Origin of the sequence: Saccharopolyspora sp. ASAGF58, assembly GCF_012277335.1 — a bacterium.
GTDB lineage: Bacteria > Actinomycetota > Actinomycetes > Mycobacteriales > Pseudonocardiaceae > Saccharopolyspora > Saccharopolyspora hattusasensis.
The window spans coordinates 5307456-5332327 of sequence record NZ_CP040605.1 but is presented as its reverse complement, the minus strand read 5'-3'; the positions used below and the strand labels follow the sequence as shown (position 1 = coordinate 5332327).

4 protein-coding genes and 1 pseudogene are annotated in these 24872 nt (G+C 68.0%); all 5 read right to left on the bottom strand.

The features are described from left to right. Nucleotides 1-12: 12 nt before the first annotated feature. The 5 genes and pseudogenes from FDZ84_RS40110 to FDZ84_RS39290 all read right to left on the bottom strand — a co-directional run bounded on the left by FDZ84_RS40110 (nucleotide 13) and on the right by FDZ84_RS39290 (nucleotide 24744). The gene (locus FDZ84_RS40110; protein WP_168587889.1) at nucleotides 13-4938 is read right to left on the bottom strand and encodes a hypothetical protein; all 4926 of its coding nucleotides are present in this window, start codon (nucleotides 4936-4938) and stop codon (nucleotides 13-15) included. Between the two features lie 285 nt (nucleotides 4939-5223). Further along, entirely contained in the window at nucleotides 5224-6141 is a 918-nt protein-coding gene (locus FDZ84_RS39295) for a helix-turn-helix domain-containing protein (protein ID WP_246868409.1), read from the bottom strand. 4 nt (nucleotides 6142-6145) lie between these two features. Next, complete coding sequence (tnpA, locus tag FDZ84_RS25145; protein ID WP_168584597.1) at nucleotides 6146-6544, bottom strand: IS200/IS605 family transposase; 399 nt, start codon at nucleotides 6542-6544, stop codon at nucleotides 6146-6148. A gap of 137 nt (nucleotides 6545-6681) precedes the next feature. Then, nucleotides 6682-12882, bottom strand: a pseudogene (locus FDZ84_RS25140) (type I polyketide synthase); the annotation flags it as partial. Nucleotides 12883-12891: 9 nt separating this feature from the next. Then, nucleotides 12892-24744, bottom strand: coding sequence for a type I polyketide synthase (locus FDZ84_RS39290; RefSeq protein WP_246868408.1), 11853 nt, complete (start codon nucleotides 24742-24744; stop codon nucleotides 12892-12894). Between the last annotated feature and the right edge of the window lie 128 nt (nucleotides 24745-24872).

The window sequence follows — 24872 nt, the reverse complement described above, 5'->3', positions numbered from 1 at the left end:
TCACGGAATCAATCATCTAGACCCGACAGTCTCCGGGCGCGCGGGATCCGCAGGCGCATCAACGGCCGATGCCTCGAGCCTCAGACTCTGCAGTCGCTTCAGGAACTGCTGCGCATCCCCTATCCGATCCTGCTGACCTGCATTCGTCAGCAGCCGATGCGCGATCGCATCCCACAATTGATAATCATCAACCGGTATTATTTCCCCGAAGTGCCAGTAGACCTCACCGACCACATCAGGATTTTGACCGTACAGAATGTACAGCCGCGCTAAACTGCCGCCTGCTTCCTCGAAAACCTTCCGCAATTCCCGGTTCGCGTTCTCTCCGCGCAGCAACCGAACAGCATCGGCAACTTCGCTTGCCCGGCTGCGGATCGCGGTGGCATCCCCCCTTAGATCCAACCACTCCGCGATCTTGGGTTCATATTCGTCCCGCCGGTCAGTGTTTGTCTCCGCTTCCGCCAAAACCTGCCGCAGAGACCCCACCGCATCTTGCAAATCGCGGATCGCAAAAACGATGGCGCCCCAGGCCGTAGCTCTGTCGAATCGCTTCGACAAACTGTCGAAGGTGTATTTCTTGCGACGCAGGTCCTCAAGTGCCGCATTTCGCAGCACCTCGTTGACAGTCTTATCGTCCCGCAACCCACTCAGCGCCTTGCCAATCGTCAGGCGGCGGTTATACATCAGCAAGCCTTCAGATATTTTGTTTTCAGGCAACGGCCCCATCCCGACGGAAAGCAAGTTGTCGGCCATATGCGGGTTCGCACCGCCGCTCAGGTCACCAGCCAGGTAACGGACCAGTTTAAACCGCAACTGCTGCAACTGCTGATCACTCTGCGGGTCCGTCATCAACTGCTGCAACTGCTGCTCACCCTGCAGGTTCTTCAGTTTCTTCAGCAACTCGTGTGCCATCACATCCCGAAAGGGCTCCGACTCCTTAAGAGACCCCAAGACCTTCTCCGCCGGAGCATACAAAGGGTTAACGGCACCTCGATCTCCGGCGTGGGTCAACTGCCGCAACGTCTGAGCGGCCTCCTCGAACGTCCGCTGTATCGAACTAACCTTAGAAATAACGCGCAGCGCTGGATCATCATCGACCCCGCGCAGCTCCGCCGGGTTCGCAGCACGATCTGCCTGCCAATGCGCCTCTTCCGCTTTCGCCGTCTCGAACGCGCCGCGAGTTAAACCACTCACCGCCATGCCAAGGTCAGGATCCCCGGCCAGGTAAGCGGCCATTTCCACTCGGATGTTCTGAGCACCACGCCAGTCACCCGGATGCTCACCCAACCACTGCGCCAGCACAGTCCGGAACCACTTCGACACCCTCAGCGGCCCCAAGACCATGTCCGCATCAGCCAACAACCGGTCCACAGCATCACGACCCACGATCCCGGCCCACTTATCCAACTGCGCCGCGGCGCGCACGTATCGCGTCAGCTCATATAGTTTTTGCTCGAACTCCCAGGTGCCCTTGACATCCCCCGGATGACTCAGCATGTGGTGCGCCATCACATCCCGGAGACCGTCATGGCCCCCGAAAGCTTCCATGTGCGGCTTCACTGCATCTATCAGTTGGTCTACTGGTAGCCTCTGCCCGCGCATGCTGTCCAGCCCAGCGTTCGCGTCAGCGATCAACGCACTCAGCTCGGCCGCCGCAGAAGACTCCCCGGACTGCCCCGCGCCCGACCGCGCAGCCCGCGACTTACGCATGCGTTCCGCGGGCCCGGCACGCAATCGCTTATCCTCCTCCGTAAGCTCGTTGTACTCCTTCTGCATCGGCGCGATACGCTTCTGCAGCTCCTCCAGCCGCTTCTCCCGCTGCGTCCGCAAATCCGCATCCGCCCCATCCGCCCACCCCGGCGGCTTCTCCAACGAAGCCTGTTCAGCCTTAAGCGGCTCCAGCGACTTCTCCAACTCCGCAATCTTCGCACGCCGCGCCGCCGTAGCTCTGGACCGACGCTGGTTGGAACTTGCATTCCGCCTTTTCATCCTGTGCTCAGCCGTCTCGGTCGGTCTCTGTTCTCGCTTGCCCGGCTGCTTGGTCACCGGGTCCGGGGGTGCTCCCTCCACGTCACGCGGTACGGCATTCGACGAAGAGCCCGGCGCACCGCCGCCCGCTGTGTAACCCTCCGGCCCGGCTCCGGCGTGGATGACCGGTTTGCTGCGCCGCGTACCCAGCCTGTCGGCCAGTGCCTGGGAAAACTCCACAACCTGATCCTGGTGATCATCGCCGAGCTCGCGGCGCTTAGCCGCGACCAGCGCCACCACATCCCTCAGCGGCACGGCAGCATCCGCACGAGCCAACCCCTGGACATCATGCGCGAGCCACACAATCCGCCGCGCCGCGTCCTTTTCCTCGCTGGACAAGCCCAGCTTCCTCGCTCGGGCGATCTTCCAGGCCAGATCCTCCTGTGACCACTGCCCCACCGGTATCTCACCGGTATCCCGCACCGTGCCCGCCCCGGCACCGGGTGTGGTCTCCGCGGGCTGTCCCTCAGCCACCGACCTCTCCTGGGCAGACCCCATCCCGGCAGCCGGTGCCTCACCCGGCACCACCGTCTTCCCACCGGAGGCGGCCGGGACCGCAGCCGAGGCCTCTGCCAGGCCGGCCACGGCCCCGCGCCCGCTGGCCAGCACCGCGGCACCAGGCCCGGCCAGCGGCTTGGGACGAGAACCATTCGCGGGGAACACTGTCCACTGCGGCTCGCGCCCGGCCTGTTCCGGCGTCGTCATCGCGACAACGTTGCGGCCCAAATCCTGCGCCAGTGCCGACCCCTGGCGCGATGTCACCACCACACCCGCATCCGGATCGCTGTCGGACACCAGCAGCACAGGCCCGCCCGTGGAATCCGCGACACCGTCCGGCATGAAATCCGCCAACCTGCCACCAACAGCCACCTCCGCGGACACCGGCACCCGCACCGTGTCCGCCGGCAAGCCCGCCGGCAGCACCGCCACCGGATCCCGATGCAGAGACGGCGCCGCCGGCGACCCCTCCCCCGGCAACGTCGCCGAATCCGGCGACACCACAGGCCCGTCCTGGCGATGCCAACCGCCACGCCCCGCAACCGAGTCCACACCGGGATCCCCATCACGGCCGGTCACCCCACCCGGCGCCCCCGGAGACCCCCCGGGCACCCGACCATCGGAATCCACAACAGACCCAGACCCGCCAGTCCCCGGACCCGCAGCATCCGCAGACACACCAGATGTATGTGGGGTCACCGTCGGGGAGTCCGGTGTCTTCGAGGTAGGCACCTCCAGCGGCGGCTTCCCGGGCACGGCCTGATCGCCACCGGGATCCGGACTGTACGGCGGCGGCGGTGTGCCCGGCCGGTCCAGACCAACACCCGGCACCTCACCGGGATATGCCGGTGGCGGTGTGCCCGGCCGGTGCTGCCCGGAACTCGGCACCACCGGAACACCACCGGCCGCGTCCCTGCCCGGCACACCGCCATCGGCACCCTGTTTACCGTCCGTGCCGTCCTTACCGTCCTTACCGTCTGTGCCGCCAACAACAACGGCAGACACCACAGCGGAACCGGGCACCACCACGTCATCACCAGAAGACACCGACACCGCAGCCGACCCGGTATCCGAGAACACAGAGTCCACATCGGACACACTCGGGGAATCCGAGCCGGCCCCGGAACCCGAGCCGGCCCAGCGATCCGATCGCGAGCCATCCGAGGCATCGGAGGAAGCCGATTGTGAGGCATCGGATGGGATGAACGTGCTGTCCTTGTCTGGGGAGCCAGGGATGTCCCCTGTCTGCGACCCGGACCCTGCCCCCGGCAGCGGGGTCTTCTCCCCACCGGACGCGCCACCATCGTCGCTGCCGTCCCCGCCCCCGCCGGTGCCCTCGAGGTGTGGGCTCGGGCCTTCCGGGTGCAGCTTGCCCCGCAACGCCAAACCCGCCAGATTGCCCACACCGCTGAACACCGTCTCGAAGAAACCCGCCGACAACGAATACGGGTTCCACGTCAACGGCCCACCCTGCAACAACTGATAAAACGCTTCCCCGAAAAACTCCGACAACGAGCCCGCCACCGCGTCCCCCACGCTATGCCCGAACCGCGCCAGCCACATCGCCCCCACCGACATCCCCGCATAGTTATCCAGACTCTTGCCCACCGCGTCCGCGAACTTCGCCATCGCCGACACCGGATACAACTCCGCGTGCTCGGCCACCGCTTTCTTCGCCGCCGCCTCCAGAATCGCCGCGTCCACGTCATCGCCCAGGCCCTTCACCAGGACCTTCGTCAACGTGTTGCTGACCAGACCGCCCAGCGCCGACATCGGCAGCGCCACCAACGCCGAGAACGCCCCCATCCCGGCCGCCTGCTCGGTCAGCGTCCTATCCCACTTCTCAGCCGATTCCTCACCCAGCATCTGCAGCTGGGCCGGCACGTCCGGCAGCACGTTGAAGACCACACCACCCGCCGCCATCATCGCCAACCGCATGAACAACTGCCCCCACCACGTCGTCAACAAAAACCGCGTCACCGCCATCCGCGCCGCCAGCCACAACAGCGACGCGCCAGCGGTCGCCCCCGCAAACTGCATCGCCCACGCCATCTCTATCCACAGCAATTGCAAGCTATAAATCGTCACCAACTTCAGATACCGCACCTGCTGCGACGTCTTCCGCACGAACGCCGCTAAATCCAGTAACCCCGCCTGGCCCGAGGACAACAACCCATCAAAAATCCCCAACCCGTCCGCGAACCGGTCCGCCGCTTTCCCCGAAAACTCTGTCCGCACCTTTCCCACCAACTCCGCCACCAACGCCCGCACCTCACCCAGCCCTGCCGCACCGGACTCCAACGCATCCGCCACCGCGAACAACGCACCCTCATCCGCATCCGTCATATCCTCACCGGTCAACACCTGAAAAAGCCGCCTCACCCCCTCCGGCACCGTGATCGACGAAAACATCACACCCACCCCACCCCAACGCCACCAACACCGGCGTTCCTGATGACACCCAAGGCAGCAACGATGTATGCGGGAACCAGCCTGGTGCCCTGCCGGCGCGGTGGCGCCCCAAAGCCCGGTAGCCGGGCGGCCCCAGCCGCCCGGCACCCGAACCACAACACGTCTCTCACCACGAACACACGGCTCCTTCAAGCAACGTGCACCACGCCACTCGAATCCATGAAGATATCACTCTCAACGGATACACTCGCGAGCGAAAAGGTGAACAGCAACACGTATCCGTACTCACGAGCCAAAGCGCATGACACGGAACTCGAACGGTGCGGTTTCGATAAGCGGCTGAGCACGCCCATCCATCGGGTCAAAAAGCTGAACACCCTCAGTCTCGTTCACGGCCACCAACAGGTGCCCGACGCTCTCCCGGCCCCAGGGATCCTTCCAGCGCCAGCCGCACCAGTGCCTGGGTGTGAGCACTGCACGAGGAAATGGTCGCCCACGAGCGGGCCGGCCAGAACGAGGCGCTGGGCGAGAAAACCCGGAAGCTGCACCTCGCGATCGCCGACATCGGCGGCCCAGCGTTTCTGGGCCGACATGCCCGCGCGGTGCGCAACAACTTCCCAGTGCCCGCAGACGCGTCGTTGTGGCTAGACGCCGACCAACACCGACGCCGCTGTGGGGTGCGGCGTGCCGTTCTGGGGTGATGGCGCCGTCGTCGACGAGGAACGACACGAACCAGTCCCGGCCGTCGCGGGACACTGTCGCGGACCGCACGGCACCGCCGAGCTGGCGGGTCATGCGGAACTGCACCCACCCCAGCTTCGGGAGCTTCGCCCGTCCCCACCGCTTGTTCAGCCGCTCGACCTCGATGAGCTTGCCCATCGGGAACCGCAACGACGGGTTCCAACGCTGCTTGCCGCGCCACTTAACCCGGAACGTGCCGTGGTCGCGGCACGCCCGGTCCAGGTCCTTCAACGCCTGCTGGAGGATGTGCGACGGCACGGTCTGCAACCAGTCGTGCTCGGTTTTCGCGTCGGCGAGCTGTCCGGCTTGCTCGTTGTAGTTCATCCACGCCCCGCGCCGCCGGTACTCGCGGCGTTGTTCCAGGGCGGTGTTCCACACTGCCCGGCAGATATTGCCGAACTCCTCGCACTGGGCGGCCTGCGCGGTGGTGAGCTTCAAGCGGTAGCGACGTCCCGTCAGCATCGGCTCACCGGGCCTTCTGCTGTTCGACGTAGCGCTTGATGACCGACAGCGGTGCGCCGCCGACCGTCGCGACGAAGTAGCTGTTGGTCCACAGCGTCGGAAGCTTCGACCGCAACCACGGGAACTCTTCCCGCAACACACGCGACGAACGTCCCTTAATCGCTTTGACCAGCTTGTGCACCCCGTACTGCGGGTCGACTTCGACGAGAACGTGAACGTGGTCCGGCATCGTTTCCAGCTCCACCAGCCACGCCCCCTTCTCCTCGACGACTTCCCGGATGAGCTGCTTCAAGCGTTCCTCCATCCGGCCACCGATGACCCGGCGCCGGTATTTCGGGCACCACACGACGCGGAACGCGCACTGAAAGGTGATGTTCGCGTTCGATCGCAGCGTGACGACCATACCCAGAACTATACAGCGCCGAACTATCTAACGTTGGCAGGGTTACCGCTGGGCACGTCAGGATCGGACTTGACGTGCTAACCCCACGGATAAATCCGGGGGTCTGCGCACTACGTCTACCTGATCGCAATGTCACATCACAACGAATCGAGCCAGGTAGACACCGCTTGTGCGGTCTCCACGACCTCTTCGCCCACCATCGTGAAGTGGTTACCCGCGACGTGTGCCGAGCTGTGCTCCAGCGGCCATGTGGCCTGCCAACCGGCTTCGCGGAGGTGTTCGCGGAAAGGATCGCTGGGGCGCGCGAACAGCGTGGGTGCCGGAAGCGATGTCGGCTCCCAGTTGGCGAAGATCCTGAAGTACCACCCCATCGCCGTGAGGCGGACCTGTTCGAGCGGGGCGGTACCGGCGGGTGACTCGACCATGTCCGCGATGAGCTCGGGCAGGATCGCTGCGGTCTCGTCACTGCCGGGCAAATAGGTGTCGAGCAGGGCGAGACCGACGGGCGGCATTCCCTCCCGAGCGAGACGTTCGGCGGCGAGGTGCGCGATCCAGCCACCTGAGGAGTGCCCGAGCAGGACGTACTCCTTCGAGCGGTCCAGGTGCCGCTTGACACTCGTCGCCAATAAGGACGCGAGTGTGTCCAAGGAATCCGGCAGCTCCTCGCCCGTCAGGTAACCGGGCACCGAGAAGGACGACAGGGCCCGTGTCGCGCCCAGAGCCTCGGCCAGCCGGAAATACTGCTGGATTCCGGACATGGCACCCAGCGACGGAAGGCAGATCAGCTCGGGCCCGCGTCCGCCTTGGCTCAACGACGCGGGTTTCAGTGGAGACGTCGCCCTGGTATCCGTGCCGCCGAACATCGGCCGCAATGCGGCTACCGCGCCGATCAGCTGGAGCGCCTCCGCCGCGCGACCTTCACCAACCGCCGAGCGGAACAGGGCCGAGACGGTGTCCTCCTGTTCGGCGTGTGGGTGCGCTCGCGTGTCGGCGCCCTGCTCCAGCACCGGCCCGCCGGGTTCGTCGCCGATCGTCTCGATCCGGCTCACCAGGTAGTCCGCCAAGGCCTGCACATTGGGGTAGTCGAAGACCACAGTCGCCGGTAGACGCAACCCCATCAGTGTGCTGAGCCGGTTGCGCAGATCCACCGACGCCAGCGAGTCGAAACCGAGGTCCCGGAACATCGCCGTGTCCTTGATCTCATCGGTGTCGGCGTGGCCGAGCACGGACGCAACCTCAGCCCGGACCGCCTGGGCGACCGCGGACACCCGTTCGCTGTCGGACAAGCCGGCCAGCCGGCCCAGGAGTGCCGGCTTCCCGGCCTTGCTTTTCGCCGTGACGACCCGCTTCCGTGTCCCCGCCACCGTATTGAGAATCGGTGCGGGGGACGTGTCCAGGTTCTTGCGCGTCGCCGCCGCGTCGAAGGCGATGGGGGCGAGGAGGCTTTCGGAGCTACGCATCGCGGCGTCGAACAGAGCCATGGCTTCGTCGTCGTCGAGCGGGAGCATGCCGGAATCCGCGAGCCGCGCGCGATCGGACTCCGACAGTTTGGCGGTGATCTCACTGTGCTTGGCCCACAACCCCCAGGCCAGTGCGACCGCGGCCAGCCCCTGCTGGCGCCGGTGCCCGGCCAGCGCGTCGAGAAACGCGTTCGCGGCGGCGTAGTTGCCCTGGCCGGCCCCGCCCAGTATCGCCGAAGCGGACGAGAACAACACGAACACGGACAGGTCCTTGTCCTTCGTCAGCTCGTGCAGGTTCCAGGCCCCGTCGACCTTCGGCCGCAGTACACGCTGCAGTTGTTCCTTGCCCAGGGCGGTGACCACGCTGTCGTCGGTAATCCCGGCGAGATGGATTACGCCGGCCAACGGCCGACCGGTGGGGATCGAGTCGATCAGCACGCGCAGTGCCTCTCGGTCGGCAGTATCACAGGCCACCACGGTGACTTCCGCGCCCAGTTCGCGCAGTTCCTCGCACAGTTGCGCGCTTCCTGGGGTATCGAGGCCACGACGGCTGGTCAGGACCAGGTGCCGGACCCCGTGTGCGGACACCAGATGTTTGACGAGAATGCCGCCCAGGGTCCCGGTCCCGCCGGTCACCAGCAGTGTGCCCGCCGGATTGATCGCATTACCGGCTTCGCCCGCCGCGGCGGTTCGCCCGCTGGGAGTCTCGATGGCGAGGCGGGGCACCAGTATCCGGCCCGCGCGCACGGCCACCTCCGGCTCGTCGGTTTCAGCCGCGAATAGCAGCGCTTCACCGATGCCGTTGCCCTCGTCGATGTCGACCAGGGTGATCCGGCCCGGGTTCTCCGTCTGGGCGCTGCGAAGCAAGCCGCGTGCTGTGGCCGCGGCCAGATCTATGGCGGCCTCGGTCGAGCGCGTGGCGACCGCGCCCCTGGTCACGACGATCAGGCGCGCGTGCGGATCACTCACACTCGACAACCATTGCTGCACAATCGTCAGTGTCCTGGCGGCGCAATCGTGTGGACTCTGGTCCACCGTTCCGTCGACACAGGCCACCGTCACTTGCGCGTGCAGGTCGCCGCTCTCGGTCGACGTGCCGATGCACACCACCCCCACGGCCGCCAAAGAAGACTCCAGCGCGAAGGAATCCTTGGTTGCCACCTGCCACGTGAATGTCCTCGAGTGCACCTCGACCGGCGCGGCGCTCCACGTCAGGCGGAGCACCGACCTCGTGCCCGCGCGGTCTCTGGTAGCGAGCTGATGAGGCCGCAAGGTCAGGGAATCGACGGCAACGACGGGTGCACCCTCGGCAGTAGCGACGTCGATGGAAATCCGGTGGTCGTCGTGCCGCCGGACACGTGCGCGCAGCCTCGTCGCGCCGTGCCGGTGGACGGTGATGTCGGCCCACACAAACGGCAGCCCGGCCGCGCGCAAGCCCAATTGCTCCGACGCGATCAGACCCGGATGCAAGGTCGCGTCGAGCAGGGCCGGGTGGAGGCAGTAGCCGAGGGTGTCCAACACCTCTGGCGAGGTGATCTCGGCATAGATGTCATCACCGAGGTGCCAGACGGCGCTAACACCCTGGAAGGTCGGCCCGTAGTCGAATCCGGCGGTCAGGGCGTGCTCCTCGTAGAGACCATCCAGATCGAGCTGGACAGCACCGGAGGGAGGCCAGGCCGCCGCGAACGCGAACTTGCCAAGGTCCCCGGGGGTGGAACCAGCCAGGACGCCGGTGGTGTTGAGCACCCAGGCGTCCTGCTCGTCCGCCGACTCCGGCCGTGAACTGACGCCGATCGGGCGTGTCCCGTCCTCGTCGGCGGCGTCGAGCCGCACCTGCACGCTGACCGCCTCGTCCGGTTCCAAGATCAACGGGACGTGATGGACCAGCTCCCGGACGCTCTCGCATCCAGTCAGTCGCGCGGCATGCAAGGCCAACTCCACGAAGGTCGTACCGGGCACCACGACCCGGCCACTGACCTGGTGATCGGCCAACCAGGGCTGATCGGCTACCGACCAGCGGCTGGTGAACAGCGTCGTGCCGTCCCCTGCCAGATCGAGCCGTGCGCCCAAGAGCGGATGACCGCCGCCTTCCAGCCCGGCCGTCGTCATGTCGCCAGCGGTGGCCGGCGGGACATCCATCCAGTACCGCCGACCTTGGAACGGGTAGGTGGGCAGGTCCACGCGCCGTGGCGCGGCATCGGCCCAACACCAGCTCCAGTCCACCGCAACACCGTGTGCGAACAGCTGCGCCACGGAGGTGAGCAGTTCGGCGGTTTCCGGGCGCCCAGCCCGCATCGCGGCGAAGGCCCGCTGCCCTTGCCGGGTGAGGTCGCCGACCAGCCCATTGAGCGACGCGTCCGGCCCCACTTCGAGGACCTGCCCCACCCCGGTGTCGAGCAGTGCCCGGGCCCCTTGGCCGAACCGAACGGTGGCACGAATGTGCTCGGCCCAGTATGACGGCCGTGTCAGGCTGTCCGGATCGGCGAGTTCCCCGGTGACGTTCGAGATCACCGGGATGTCGGGAGTGTGGAAGGTGACGGCCTCGATCTCGGCCTGGAACCCCGGGAGCACCGAGTCCATGTCCGGTGAGTGGAAGGCGTGGCTCGTGCGCAGCCTCTTGGTTCGCCGTCCCAGCGCGGCGAACCGGTCGGCCACCTTCCGCACAGCGTCATCCGGCCCGGCGACGACAACGGCTTGCGGGCCGTTGACGGCGGCCACCACCACCGGCGTCCCGGCCAGCACGTCGGCCACGTCCTCGGGCCTGGCTTCCAGAGCCACCATCGCCCCACCGCTCGGCGCCTGACGCATCCACCTCGCCCGGGCACCCACCACGCGGCACGCGTCGGCCAGCGACCACGTTCCAGCCACGTACGCGGCCGTGACCTCCCCCAGCGAATGGCCCATCACATAGTCCGGTCGCACACCCCAGGACTCCAGCAACCGGGTAAGGGCGACCTCGAAGGCGAACAAGCCGGTCTGCGCGTAGAGAGTGTCATCCACCGTCGCGGCGTCCGCCGTACCCCACAGCACCTCCTCGACCCCCGGCACGCCCCCGAACTCGGCCAGCGATCGGCACACCTCGTCCCATGCCGAGGCGAACACCGGAAACCGCGCCGCCAGTTCATGGCCCATCCCCAGGCGCTGAGCGCCCTGACCGCTGAAGACAAAACCCACGCCGGAGCGCGTCGGTGCTTCCGACGCCGGCTCGATGACGCCGGGCAGCGCGCGGCCGGTCGCCAGAGCCGCCAGTCCCCGCCGTGCCTCCTCCGGATCCGCGGCGAACACCACTGCACGGCTGTCGAGCAGCGCCCGCGTCGTGTGTAACGACCAGCCCACGTCGGTCAGTGACCACCCGGGCGTCTGCTCCAGCATCGCCCGCAACCGTCCGGCCTGAGAACGCACCGCCTGTTCGGACGCGCCAGAGAGGACCCACGGCACAAGCGTCCCTGACGGCTCGGGCTGGGATCCGAGCTGGGATTCGGCGGGGGTTTCGGGCGCCTCCTCCACGATCACGTGGGCGTTCGTGCCGCCCACACCGAAGGAGGAGACCCCAGCTCGCCGCCTGTCCCCGGTCGTCGGCCACGGCACGGTCTTGGTCGCGACCCGCACCGCCCCGGCGGTCCAGTCCACCTCGCGCGACGGCTCGTCCACATGCAAGGACGGGGGCACGGTCCCCTGCTGCATCGCCATGATCATCTTGATCACACCGGCCACGCCCGCCGCGGCCTGAGTGTGGCCGATGTTCGACTTCACCGATCCCAGCCACACGGGGTCGCGATCCCCCCGGTCACGGCCGTAGGTGGCCAGCAACGCCTGAGCTTCGATCGGGTCTCCCAGCCGGGTACCGGTCCCGTGTGCCTCCACGACGTCGACTCCGGACACGCTCGCGTCGGCACACGCCGCCCGGATGAGCCGCTCCTGCGCCGGACCGCTCGGCGCGGTCAGCCCGTTGGACGCGCCGTCCTGGTTCACCGCGCTGCCACGCAAGAGCCCCCACACCCGGTGCCCCAACTTCCGCGCCCTGGACAACCTTTCCAGTACCAGGACCCCTGCGCCTTCCGACCATCCTGTCCCGTCCGCGGTACTGCTGAACGACTTGCACCGTCCGTCGGGAGACAGCGCGTGCTGGCGCGAGAACTCCACGAAGACCGACGGCGTCGACATGACCGTCACCCCGCCGGCCAGTGCCAAGTCGCATTCCTGGGCCCGCAACGCGCTCGCCGCCCAGTGCATCGCCACCAAAGATGACGAGCAGGCGGTGTCCACCGTCACCGCAGGCCCCTCAAGCCCCAGTACGTAAGAGATCCGGCCGCAGACGACGCTGTGCGCACTACCACTGCCGAAGTACCCCTCCAACTCACCGCCGTCGGCGCCACCGGCCATGAACCGGCCGCCGTAATCGTTATGTGCCACACCGGTGAAGACCCCGGTGTTCGATCCCCGTGCCGACACGGGATCGATACCGGCCCGTTCCAGCGCCTCCCACGAAACCTCCAGCATCAACCGCTGTTGTGGGTCCATCGCCAGCGCTTCCCTGGGCGAGATCCCGAAAAACTCGGCGTCGAACATCGCGGCGTCGTACAGGAAACCGCCTTGGTCGGTGAGCGACGTCCCGTGGTTGTCCGGGTCGGGATGGTAGAGGTGCTCCAGGTCCCACCCACGGTCCTCGGGAAAGCCCGAGATGACGTCGCGTCCGTCCGCTACGAGACTCCAAAGGTCTTCCGGGGAGTTCACCCCACCCGGATAGCGGCACGCCATACCGACGATCGCGATCGGCTCGTGGAGCCGCGTCTCAGTCTCCGCCAGTCGGCCGCGGACGTCGTAAAGCTCGGCGGTGACGCGGCGGAGATACTCGCTGAGCTTGTCGTTCTCGTTCATTTGGAACCCTCACTGGACACGGAATTCGGACGATAAGGTGCACCCGTCGATGCCTTGGTCGATGAGCCGGAAAAGCTCTTCGTTCGTTGCCGCGTTGATCCGAGCGGCGATGTCGCCGGATCGCTGGCCGATAGCCGGTTCCGGGTCGGTGCCGGTCGCGTCGGCATCTGGTGGCGGCTCGCTTGGCGCGAGGTTCGCGCGGAGATATCCGGCGACCGCGAGCGGCGTCGGGTAGCTGTAGACCGTGGTCGCCGCCAGCCGCAGTCCGGTCGCCGCGGAAAGCCGGTTCCGCAGGTCCATGGCGGCGAGCGAGTCACAGCCAAGACTGAGGAACGTGGCATCCGGTTTGATCGCGTCCAGGCTCGCATGGCCCAGCGCGCCGGCGACGTGGACCCGGACCAGCCGGAGAAGCTCGCGCTGCTGCCCAGCTGGGCCCAGCGCCGCGAGCCGCCGACCGAGGGAGTCGGCCGCAGTCTCGACGGGCGCGGCCGACGGGTGCGAACGCGCGACGGAGACGAGCCCGCTGAGCAGCGGCGGGATCGTGCCGCCGAGGGCTTGCGTGCGCAACACTTGCCGGTCGAGCCGGATGGGTATGACGGTGTGGGCCGAGCCGCGCAACGCCGCGTCGAAGAGACCGAGTGCCTCTTCGGTCGGCAGTGCCGTCAAGCCGGTCGCGTGGTGCATGCGTGCCAGGTCCACAGTGGTCAGATGGCCGGTCATCCCGCTCGTCTCGGCCCAGTGGCCCCATGCCATCGAGACGGCGGGCAGTCCCTCGGCCCGTCGTTGTGCGGCCAGCGCGTCCAGTGCGGCATTGGCGGCGGCATAACCCGCCTGTCCCGCGTTGCCGAGCACACCAGCGGCGGAAGAGTAGAGGATGAAGGCCGCCAGCTCGAGATGCCGGGTGAGACGGTGCAGATTCCAGGCGGCGTCCACCTTGGGACGCAGCACCGCGTCGACCCGGCCCGGGGTGAGATTGCCGATCACAGCGTCGTCGAGGACTCCCGCGGCGTGTACCACCGCGACCAACGGGCGACACTCGGGAATCCCGTCCAGCACGGCGGCCAGCGCCGCCGGGTCCGCGGCGTCGCATGCCACGACAGCGGCTTGACAGCCCAGCGCGGCGAGTTCGGCGGTCAGCTGCGCGGCTCCCGGCGCTTCGGCTCCGCGGCGGCTGGTCAGGACGAGGTGCCGTGCTCCGTACCGCGTCACGAGGTGGCGCGCTGTGATCGCACCGAGTGTGCCAGTACCGCCGGTGATCAGCACCGTGCCGTGGTCGGTGAACACGAGAGGCGCGGCGTTGCCGACGCCCGCCGCACGCCGCAGCCGCGGCAGGTGGACAACACCGTCGCGAAGGGCAAGCTGAGGCTCAGCGGACTCGCAGGCCATGCGCAACGCCGACCGGCTCGCGGTGGTCCCGTCGAAGTCCATCAGCTGTATCCGACCGGGATTCTCCGACTGGGCCGAGCCCACCAGACCCCACCCGGCCGCAGCCGACAGCGCGGGCGCCCGATCGACGAGGCCGGTCGTGACCGCGTTGGGGATGACCAGCGACAGGCGCACTTCAGCAAGCCGGTCGTCGGCCAGAAACTCCTGGACAAGCGCCAGCACCCGATGCGTGCCGGTATGCACGCCCGACACGACGTCGTCGTCCGATCCCGGGTGTTCACCCGGCGGTACGGGCACGGTCGTCAGCACCACATCCGGTGCCGGAACACCGGCGGCGAGCGCACGACGTAAGGCCGTCAGGTCCGGATAGTGCGCCGCGCCGTCGATCCAGGACCGCGGCGAGTCCACGCCGGTGCCCACCGTCGCGAGCACCATGGTGGGGCCGCGGTCAATAGCACTGGCGGGCGGTGCCGCAGGCGCCCAGCCGAGTACATGGAGGGAGTCCTGCGCGGTAGGTGCGGCGAGTTCGGCAGTACGCAACGTCACCGACTCGATCGTGGCAAGCACCGTGTCGTCGGCTCCGACGAAGGTGGCGCGGACGCGATCTTCGGCGGTAACCGTGAGATGGACCCGTGCGCTGCCGACCGCTCCGGCGTACACCTGGGCTCTGGACCAGGCGGACGGAAGCCTGACCGGCTGGTCGTGCCGCTCGGCGTCCACCGCGATGAGCAGCGGGTGCAGGGCCGCGTCGAGCATCGCGGGATGGATACCGTGGCCGCCCGCATCGACGCCATCGGGCAGCGCGAGCTCCGCGTAGAGATCCCGGCCTTCCCGCCACAGCCGACGGACGCCCTGGAGCGCCGGTCCGTAGTGATATCCGAGTCGGCTCAAGTGTTCGTAGGCCTCCGCCAATGGCACGGCGCGTGCCCCGGCTGGCGGCCACACCGGTGGCGGCTCCGGTGCGGGCAGGCCGCCAGGACCCACGAAACCGGAAGCGTGCAAGGTCCATTCGGCAGTGTTCCGGGCGCCGGTGGCGATGTTCCGAGGGCCGGTGGGTTCGGGACGCGTATGCACGGTGAGGGATCGACGACCGTCGTCGCCGATCGGGCCGGCGAGCACCCGGACTCCATACGTCACGTTCTCGTGTGGCTCCAGCGGAGCGTGCAACGCCAGTTCTGCTACGTGCGCGGTGCCGAACCGCGCGGCGGCGTGCAGTGCGAGGTCGAGGTACACCGTCGCGGGTACCCGCGCGGCGCCGGCCACTGCGTGGTCGGAGAGCCACGGCTGAAGTTCGAGGCCGATCCGGCCGGTGAAGCAAACTCCCCCGTCCGGGAGGTCGACGACCGCCGTGACCAGAGGATGCACGCAGGCTTCCTGCCCGAAGCCGGTGGGATCGCCGCCCGCGTCGGCGAACCGGTTCTGGCGCAACCAGAAGTGCGAGCGCTGGAAGGCGTAGGTGGGCAGGTCCACCGCTCGGGCATCGGCCCCGAAAGCGGGAGTCCAGTCGACGGGTACGCCGTGTACGCAGGCCTCGGCGACGGAGGTGAGGAACCGGTTCAGCCCCCCGTCGTCGCGGCGAACCGAACCCAGCACGACCGCGTCCTTTTCGAGCTGCTCGATCGTGTCGGAGGTACCGACGGTCAGCACGGGATGCGTACTCGACTCGATGAACGCTCCGATCCCGTCCTCGAGCAGCCGCTGGATGGCCAGGTCGAACCGGACGGTTTCACGCAGGTTCCGGTACCAGTAACCGGCATCCAGCTCCGCGGTGTCGACGCGGTCCCCGGTGACCGCCGAATAGAACGGGATTTCCGAGGAGCGCGGCGTGATGTGTGCCAGCAGATCGGCCAGTTCGGATTCGAGGGTTTCGACCCCGACGGAGTGCGATGCGTAGTCCACCGGGATGGTGCGGGACTCGGTGGCGGCGACGAGTTCCCGCAGCGCCGACGGTTCGCCGGAGACCACAGTGGACACGGGACCGTTGACCGCGGCGATGTCGATCCGGCCGTGCCACGGCTCGATCAAGGCCCTGACGTCCTCGACCGGCCGCGACACCGCCACCATCCCGCCGCGCCCGGCCAGCAGGCGGCGAATCGCCTGGCTGCGCAAGGCGACGACCGAGGCGGCGTCCTCAAGGCTCAGCGCACCCGCGACACACGCGGCCGCGATCTCGCCCTGCGAGTGACCGACCACGGCCGAAGGCTCGACGCCGTAGGACCGCCACAGGGCCGCCAGCGACACCATCACCGCGAACAACGCGGGCTGAACGACATCGACCCGCAGCAAGGCGTCGGCGTCACCCAGCACCTCGAATAGATCCCAGTCGACGTACTTCTCCAGTGCTCGCGCGCACTCGGCCAGCCGGTCCGCGAAAACCGTGGACGTCCCCGCGAGCTCGACGGCCATTCCAGCCCACTGCGAACCCTGGCCGGGGAAGACGAGCGCGACCCGGCGCGGCGTGCCACCGTCACCGGTGATCACCTCGTCGCCGACGATGACCGCGCGGTGCGGCAGCCGAGCGCGTGTCGTGGCCAACGAGTACCCGATGTCCGCTGTGGCCAGGCCGGATTCCGCGGCGAACGTCGTCAGCCTCTCGATCTGCGCGGACAGCGCCGAGGCGGTCCGAGCCGACACGACCCATGGCACGACCGAGGGCACGTCCCGATCCCCGGCCGGGGGCACAGACTCGCCTTCTTCGATGATCACGTGCGCGTTGGTCCCGCTGACCCCGAACGAGGACACGCCCGCGCGCCGGGGCCTCCCGGACGACGGCCACGGCACCCGCTCGGTCAGCAACTCAACGGCACCGGCAGTCCAGTCCACCTGTGGCGTCGGTTCGTCGACGTGCAGCGTCTTGGGCAATGCGCCGTGCCGCATCGCCTCCACCATCTTGATAATCCCGCCGACACCGGCTGCGGCCTGTGCGTGCCCGATGTTCGACTTCAACGAGCCCAGCCACAGCGGACGCTCCCGATCCTGCCCGTAGGTGGCCAGCACCGCTTGTGCTTCGAGAGGATCGCCGAGGCGTGTTCCCGTGCCATGCGCCTCGACCGCGTCTACATCGGCTGCCGACAGACCGGCATCGGTGAGCGCGGCCCGGATCACGCGCTGCTGCGCGGGGCCATTGGGCGAGGTCAGGCCATTGGAAGCACCGTCGGAGTTGACTGCGGTCCCCCGGACCACAGCCAGCACCCGGTGTCCTTTCCGGCGAGCGTCAGACAGCCGCTCCAGCACGAGGACGCCCACACCCTCCGACCAGCCCGTGCCGTCGGCAGCGGCCGCGAACGACCGGCACCGGCCGTCCGGCGACAATCCGCGCTGTCGGCTGAACTCCACGAACAACGACGGAGAAGACATCACGGTCACGCCACCGGCGAGGGCCGTCTCGCACTCGCCGCGTCGCAGCGACTGCACTGCGAGGTGCAGCGCGACCAGTGACGACGAACACGCCGTGTCCACGGTCAGTGCCGGGCCTTCCAGCCCCAGCGCGTAGGCGACACGACCGGACGCCACGGAGGCGGCGGTCCCGCTGGCGAGGTAGCCCTCGACCTCGCACGAGCCCGACGGCGCGTTCAGCTGCTGGGCACCGTAGCCACCGTTCATCACACCGGTAAACACGCCGGTTTGGCTGCCCCGCAACGAATCGGGGTCGATTCCGGCCCGCTCGAAGGCCTCCCACGAGGTCTCCAGCAACAGCCGGTGCTGCGGGTCCATCGCGACAGCTTCACGCGGTGAGATCCCGAAGAACGTCGCGTCGAACAGTCCGGCGTCCGGCAGAAAGCCGCCTTCACGGACGTAGCTGCGACCGGCCCGTGCTGGATCGGGGTCGAACAGGTTGGCCAGGTCCCAGCCGCGGTTCACCGGGAACTCGCCGATCGCGTCGGTGCCGTTCTCGACCAGCCGCCACAACTCCTCGGGTGACCAGACTCCGCCGGGATAGCGGCAGCCCATCCCGACGATTGCGATCGGTTCTGCGTCCGAGGCAGTCCCGGCTGCCACGGTGGCCGGCTCGGTCCGAGCGCCCGCCACCAGGTACTCGGCGACGGCGGCGGGAGTCGGGTAGTCGAATACCAGTGTCGCGGGCAACCGGACCTGGAACCGCGCATTGAGGCTGTTGCGCAGTTCGACCGCGGTCAGCGAGTCGAACCCCATCTCTTTGAACGCCCGGCCGGTGTCAATCGCTTCCGCGGAGTTGTGTCCCAGAACGCTCGCGACCTGCTCTCTCACCAGGCGAAGCACGGCCTCACGCCGTTCGACCGCGGGGAGCGCGGCGATCTGCCGGGGGGACGTGTCCCGCTCCTGGGCGGCGCCGAAAGCCCGCGGGCGGACCATTCCACGCAGCATCGCCGGTATGGAGTCGTGGGTCCGGAGTGCCGCGAGGTCGAGTCGGACCGCCGTTACCGTCGCCGGTGCGGTCAGGCTGGCGTCGAACAGCGCCAGCGCCTCGGTCTCGGACATGCCGGCCACGCCGAACCTGGCCAGCCGAGCTCGATCGGAACCGGTCAGATCGCCCGTCATGGTGCTCGCCTCGGCCCACAGCCCCCAGGCGATCGACGTCGCGGGGAGTCCTTCCGCCCGCCGGATCTCGGCGAGTGCGTCCAGCGCGCTGTTGGCCGCCGCGTAGTTGCCCTGGCCGGGCGTGCCGAGGAAACCGGCTACCGACGAGAACATCACGAAGGCCTTGAGGTCCTTGTGCCGGGTGAGTTCGTGCAGGTGGAGCGCGGCGGTGGTCTTCGGCGCGCGGACGGTGGCCAGCCGTTCGGGCGTCAACGACTCGATGACACCGTCGTCCAGCGCTCCCGCGGCATGCACGATGGCGGTGATGGGGTACTGGTCGATGACCGCGGCCAGTGCCGCGCGGTCGGTCACATCGCACGCGACGATCTCCGCGCCCAGTTCCGCCTGGAGTTTCCCGGCCCCGGCCGATCGCGGCCCGCCTCGACTCAGCAGGACCAGCCGGACGCCGTGCCGGGCCAGGTGGCGCGCGACCGCGCCCCCGATCGTGCCTGTTCCCCCGGTGATCAGGACGCAGTCCTCGGCCGTCCACGGTGTGGTCACCGCGGGTTCCACGGCTTGTAGCCGCGGTGCGGTAAACCGGCCGTCGTGGATCCACAATTCGGGTTCGCCGATGGCCAGGACCTCGTCGGGCGAAACGGTCTCCGGTGAATCGGTGTCGACGAGGACGAACCGGCCGGGCTGTTCGGAAATGGCCGATCTGATCAGCCCCCTGATCTCGGCCTGCTCCAGGTTCGTCCTGGCGTTGTGCGTGACCACGACCAAACGCTCGTCCTGGCGGTTTTGCACCTCCGCGAGAACCCGCTCAACGGTGGGTGCCACGATGATCGTCACGCCGGTGGAATCGACACGAGTGGGCCGTGCGACCTCGACCGGCTCGACGGCGAGCAATGTGCCCGCGTCCCGGGCGAGGTGCTGAGCCGGAATCGGTCGGAGGGTCAACGGCCCCGCGGTGAGGACCGGGTTTCCGGCGTCATCAGCGGCCTGGATTCCCGTGGGAGAGATCCGCACCCGGAGACTGGACGCGCCGGTGCTGTGCAGTGCCACGTCGCGCCAGTCGAACGGCAGCCCGTCCGAGTCGAGTACAAGGGCGTGCAGTGCCGCATCGAGCAGCGCCGGGTGCAGCCCAAAACCGTCGGCGTTCCCCGGCAGCGCGACCTCGGCGAAAATCTCCTGACCACGCCGCCAGGCCCGGCGTAGGCCACGAAAACCCGGTCCGTACTGATACCCCTTGTCGCGCAGCGTCTCGTAGGCGTCGCTCAGGTCAATTTCGGTCGCGGCGGGCGGCCACTCGACAAGCGGCGTGGCGGGTGGTGCGCCCGAAGCGAGGATGCCGGTGGCGTGCGAGATCCAGCGAGCATCGTCAGGAGCGTGCTCGGCAAGCGAGTGGACCGCGAACCGGCGGCGACCGGCTTCGTCTCCGGCCGCTACCGTGACTTGGAAACGGACCCCGCTGCCGTCGGACGGCAGCGGCAGCGGTGCCACCAGGACCAGTTCCTCGACAAGGTCGCAGCCGAGGCGTTCACCGGCGCGGAGGGCGAGTTCCACAAAGGCGGTCCCCGGGAACAGGACCACGTCGTGCACGGCGTGGTCGGCCAGCCAGGGCTGAGCCGCCAGGGAAATCCTGGACGTGAACACCACCCCGCCGGACTCTGGCAACGCCAATTCGGCCCCGAGCAGGGGATGTTCCGGAGCGACCAGGCCGAAGTCCTCGGCTGCGGCGGCCCGGACACCACCCTCCAGCCAGTACCGCTTCCGTTGGAAGGCGTAGGTCGGCAGATCGATCCGCTGCCCGCGCGCGATCGACTGCCAGTCGACGTCTACACCGTGCACGTATGCCTCGGCGAGCGCGACGGTGAACCGATCGATCCCGCCCTCGCCACGGCGCAGCGATCCCAGTGCGGTTGTGTCCAGCGCAGGCACCAGCACGGGGTGCGGACCGCATTCGATGAAGACGTGCCCGTCGAGCGCTCTGACCGCCTCGTCGAACCGGACCGGCTGCCGCAGGTTCTCGTACCAGTACTGGGCGTCCAGTGCGGTCCCGTCCACGAACTCGCCAGTCACCGTCGAGAAGAACGGTATGTCCGCCGCACGCGCCGTGATCGGAGCGAGCAGGTCCAGCAGTTCGTCCTGTACCGCCTCGACCTGCGCCGAGTGTGAGGCATAGTCCACGGGGATCCGCTTCGCCCGGTCCCACCGGACCAGCAGTTCCTCCAGTGCGTCCTGATCTCCGGCCACCACCGTGGATCGCGGGCCGTTGATCGCGGCGACGGAGATACGGCCGTTCCAGCCGGCCAGGCCGGCGCGGACCTCCTCGACCGGAAGCGGAACCGAGACCATCCCGCCGTGACCGGACAGCGAGTCCCGGATCGTCCGGCTCCGCAACACCGCGACGCGGGCCGCGTCGCGCAGGCTCAGCGCCCCGGCGACGCAGGCCGCCGCGATCTCCCCCTGCGAGTGGCCGATCACAGCCGCAGGCTCGACACCGTAAGACCGCCACAAGGCAGCCAGCGACACCATGACAGCGAACAACGCGGGCTGGACGAAGTCCACCTGCCCCAGAGCATCGTCGTTCCCGAGCACTTCGACGAGGTCCCAATCGGTGAACTCGGCCAGTGCCTGTGCGCACTCGGTCATCCGCGCGGCGAACACCGGCGAAGAACCGATGAGCTCCAGCGCCATCCCCGTCCATTGAGAACCCTGGCCGGGGAACACGAAGACCGTGCCACCACGATGACCGACGCCTTCCACGACGTTACCGGCTGGGGTTCCCTCGGCCAGTGCACCCAACCCGGCGATCATCCGCTCGACGTCTTCACCAAATACGACAGCTCGATGCTCCATCGCCGACCGGTGGGTAACGGACGAATACGTCACGTCCGCCAGCGCGGGACACGACCGGAGAAATTCCCTCATCCGCGCGGCCTGACCTCGCAGCGCCCCTCGGTCCCGCGCCGAGAGCACCAGCGGCATCGGGCCGGGCGAAACCGCGACGGCATCGGGCTCGGGCTCCGGGTGTTCGGCCGTTGGGGCCTGTTCGAGCACGACGTGTGCGTTGGTCCCGCTCACGCCGAACGACGACACCCCCGCCCGGCGCGGCCGACCAGTCTCCGGCCACTCGGCCGCCTCGGTCAGCAGCTCGACCGACCCGGCCGACCAGTCCACATGGGACGTCGGCTGGGTAACGTGCAGTGTCTTCGGCAGCACGCCGTGCTGCATCGCCTGAATGATCTTGATGACGCCGCCGACTCCCGCGGCCGCCTGGGCGTGCCCGATGTTCGACTTCAAGGAGCCCAGCAGCAGCGGCCGCTCGCGCTCCTGCCCGTATGCGGCCAGCAACGCCTGAGCCTCGATCGGGTCACCCAGCCGAGTCCCCGTGCCGTGGGCCTCGACCGCGTCCACCTCGGACGGCCGAAGCCCGGCGTCAGCCAAAGCCGCCCGGATCACCCGCTGCTGGGCCAGGCCGCTCGGCGCGGTCATCCCGTTGGAGGCGCCATCCTGATTGATCGCCGAGCCCTTCAGTACCGCCAGTACGCGGTGGCCGTTCCGGCGAGCGTCCGACAACCGTTCCACCAGCACCACGCCGACGCCCTCGGCCAGGCCGAAACCGCGTGCATCGTCGGAGAAAGCCCGGCACCTGCCGTCCGGTGCGAGCCCGCCCTGCCGGGAGAACTCCACAAACATGCCCGTACCCGACATGACCGTGACTCCGGCCGCGACCGCGAGGTCACATTCACCACGTCTGACCGCCTGCGCGGCAAGGTGCAATGCGACCAGGGACGACGAGCACGCCGTGTCCACGGTGACCGCCGGGCCCTCAAATCCGTACAAGTACGACATCCGGCCGGACAGGACGCTGCCGGTGTTGCCGGTGAAAACGTAGCCCTCGACCTCCGTCCCCTGGTCCATCCGGGGCCCGTAGTCCATAGTCATCGCGCCGACGAACACTCCGGTCCGGCTGCCACGCAGTGAGATGGGCGCGATCCCGGCCTGCTCGAACGCCTCCCAGGAGGTCTCCAGCAGCAACCGTTGCTGCGGGTCCATCGCGGCGGCCTCGCGCGGGCTGATGCCGAAGAACCCCGCGTCGAAGCGGTCCGCGTCGGTTAGCAACCCGGCTTCCCGCTGGTAGAACGTGCCAGCCGGGCGGGCCCCGTCGTCGTAGTTGGCGGCGAAGTCCCAGCCCCGATTGTCCGGGAACGCCGACACGGCATCCACGCCATCGCGCGCCAGTCGCCACAGCTCATCCGGGGTGCCAGCGCCACCCGGGTAACGACAGCCCATGCCGACGATCACCACTGGGTCGGCATCCGAGGTGGAAACCGCCCGACGCTCTTCCGCTTCTGGCAGTCCGTCCCGCGGTGTGACGCCGGTCAGCGTGACCCGGAGCAGTTCTGCCACCGCGGCCGGAGTCGGGTAGTCGAACACCATGGTCGCGGGCAAGCCTGTTCCCGCGACCGCGGCGATCCGAGTGCGAACCTCGATCGCGGTCACCGAGTCGAAGCCCAAGTCACGGAACCGCATATGCGGGTCCACAGCCTCCGCCGAGCCCAGCAGTGCCCCGATCTCCTGGCAGACGACCGTGGTGAGCAAGGCCCGCTGATCCTGTTCGGAGAGTCCGGAGAGCCGTGCGCGCAGAGTGCACTCCACGGGCGCCGCAACGTCGGTCGCGGCTTCCGGAAGATCCACGAGGTGCGGATCGTGACCCGCGTACACGGCCTCCCAGTCGATCCGGGCGCCGTCTACAAACAGTTCCCCCAGCGTCTGCACGACCTTGTCCAGATCCGCGTGACCGCGCCGGACCGAAGCACGGACGGCAGCGTGTGCACCGGCGGACTCGACGGTCTCCTGCATCGCCGCGGTGAGCACTGGATGCGGGCTGACCTCAAGGAATATCTCGTTGCCGTCGGCGAGAGCGGCCCGGACCGCCGGTTCGAACCAAACCGTGTTGCGCAGGTTGCGACACCAGTAGTCGGCGTCCAGCAGCACATCTTCGGGCAGCGCTCCGGCGGTCATCGACGAATAGAAGGTCACCTTGGGCGGTTGGGGTCGCACCGGGGCCAAGGCCGTACGTAGTTCAGCGGTGATCCGCTCGATGTGCGCGGAGTGCGCGGCGAGGTCCACCCCGATCGTCCTCGCTTCGATGCTCTGCTCGGCGAGTTCGCCGAGCAGCCGCGTGGCGACGTCGGCATCACCGGAGACGATCACCGCCCGTGGGCCGTTAACCGCGGCGATCTCCAGCCCTGGGAGCAACCGCGACCGTACGACATCTACCGGGGCCCGCATGGAGATCATCGCGCCTTGCCCGGACAACGTCGCCTGCAACCGGCTCCAAAGCGCGGTGATCCGCGCACCGTCCTCAAGCGACAACGCGTCGGCCACGACGCCGGCGGCGATCTCACCCAGGCTGTGCCCGAGCACCGCGGACGGCTCGATCCCGTACGAACGCCACATCGCCGCCAGCGAAACCATTACGGAGAACAGCACGGGCTGCACGACATCCGTGCGGTCCAGCGAGGCCGCGCCGGGAATATCGTTGACCACATCGGACAGTGACCAGTCGAGGAACGGCTCGAACGCCTCGACGCACTCCGACATCCGCGCGCGGAAGACTGGCGAGGACGCCATCAATCCGACCGCCATACCACGCCACTGCGGCCCCTGACCGGGGAACACAAAGACGACTCGACGTGGCGTATCACCGTCGAGCGGGCCTCCCTCAGTCAGTCCGACAGACCCGCGTCCTTCGGCGAGCGCCGACAGTGCGTCGACGAATCCGTCGCGGGTATCCGCGGTGAGCGCGGCGCGCGTGCTCGCGACCTGACGCTGGGCGAGCGACCAGCCGATGTCCGCAGGCAGCCACTCCGGTCGTGCGCGTAGCCGGTCCCGCAGCGCACCGGCAGCTGTCCGCAGACGACCAGTGTCGACCGCAGACAACCCCCACAACAACGAATCGCGCCACACCAGAATGTCACCACCTTTCAACCGCCTCCGAGTGGCATTCCTCGGTCGGCGTGGTTGCACAATTATTGCCGGACTAACGACCAAATTTCCTTATTTCCCACGCTTGACATAGACACTGAGGTGATCTC

Excerpts from the sequence above, each read along its gene's own strand:
- FDZ84_RS40110 (WP_168587889.1), bottom strand. The coding sequence starts at position 4,938 with ATGTTTTCGTCGATCACGGTGCCGGAGGGGGTGAGGCGGCTTTTTCAG.
- FDZ84_RS39295 (WP_246868409.1), bottom strand. The coding sequence starts at position 6,141 with ATGCTGACGGGACGTCGCTACCGCTTGAAGCTCACCACCGCGCAGGCC.
- tnpA (WP_168584597.1), bottom strand. The coding sequence starts at position 6,544 with ATGGTCGTCACGCTGCGATCGAACGCGAACATCACCTTTCAGTGCGCG.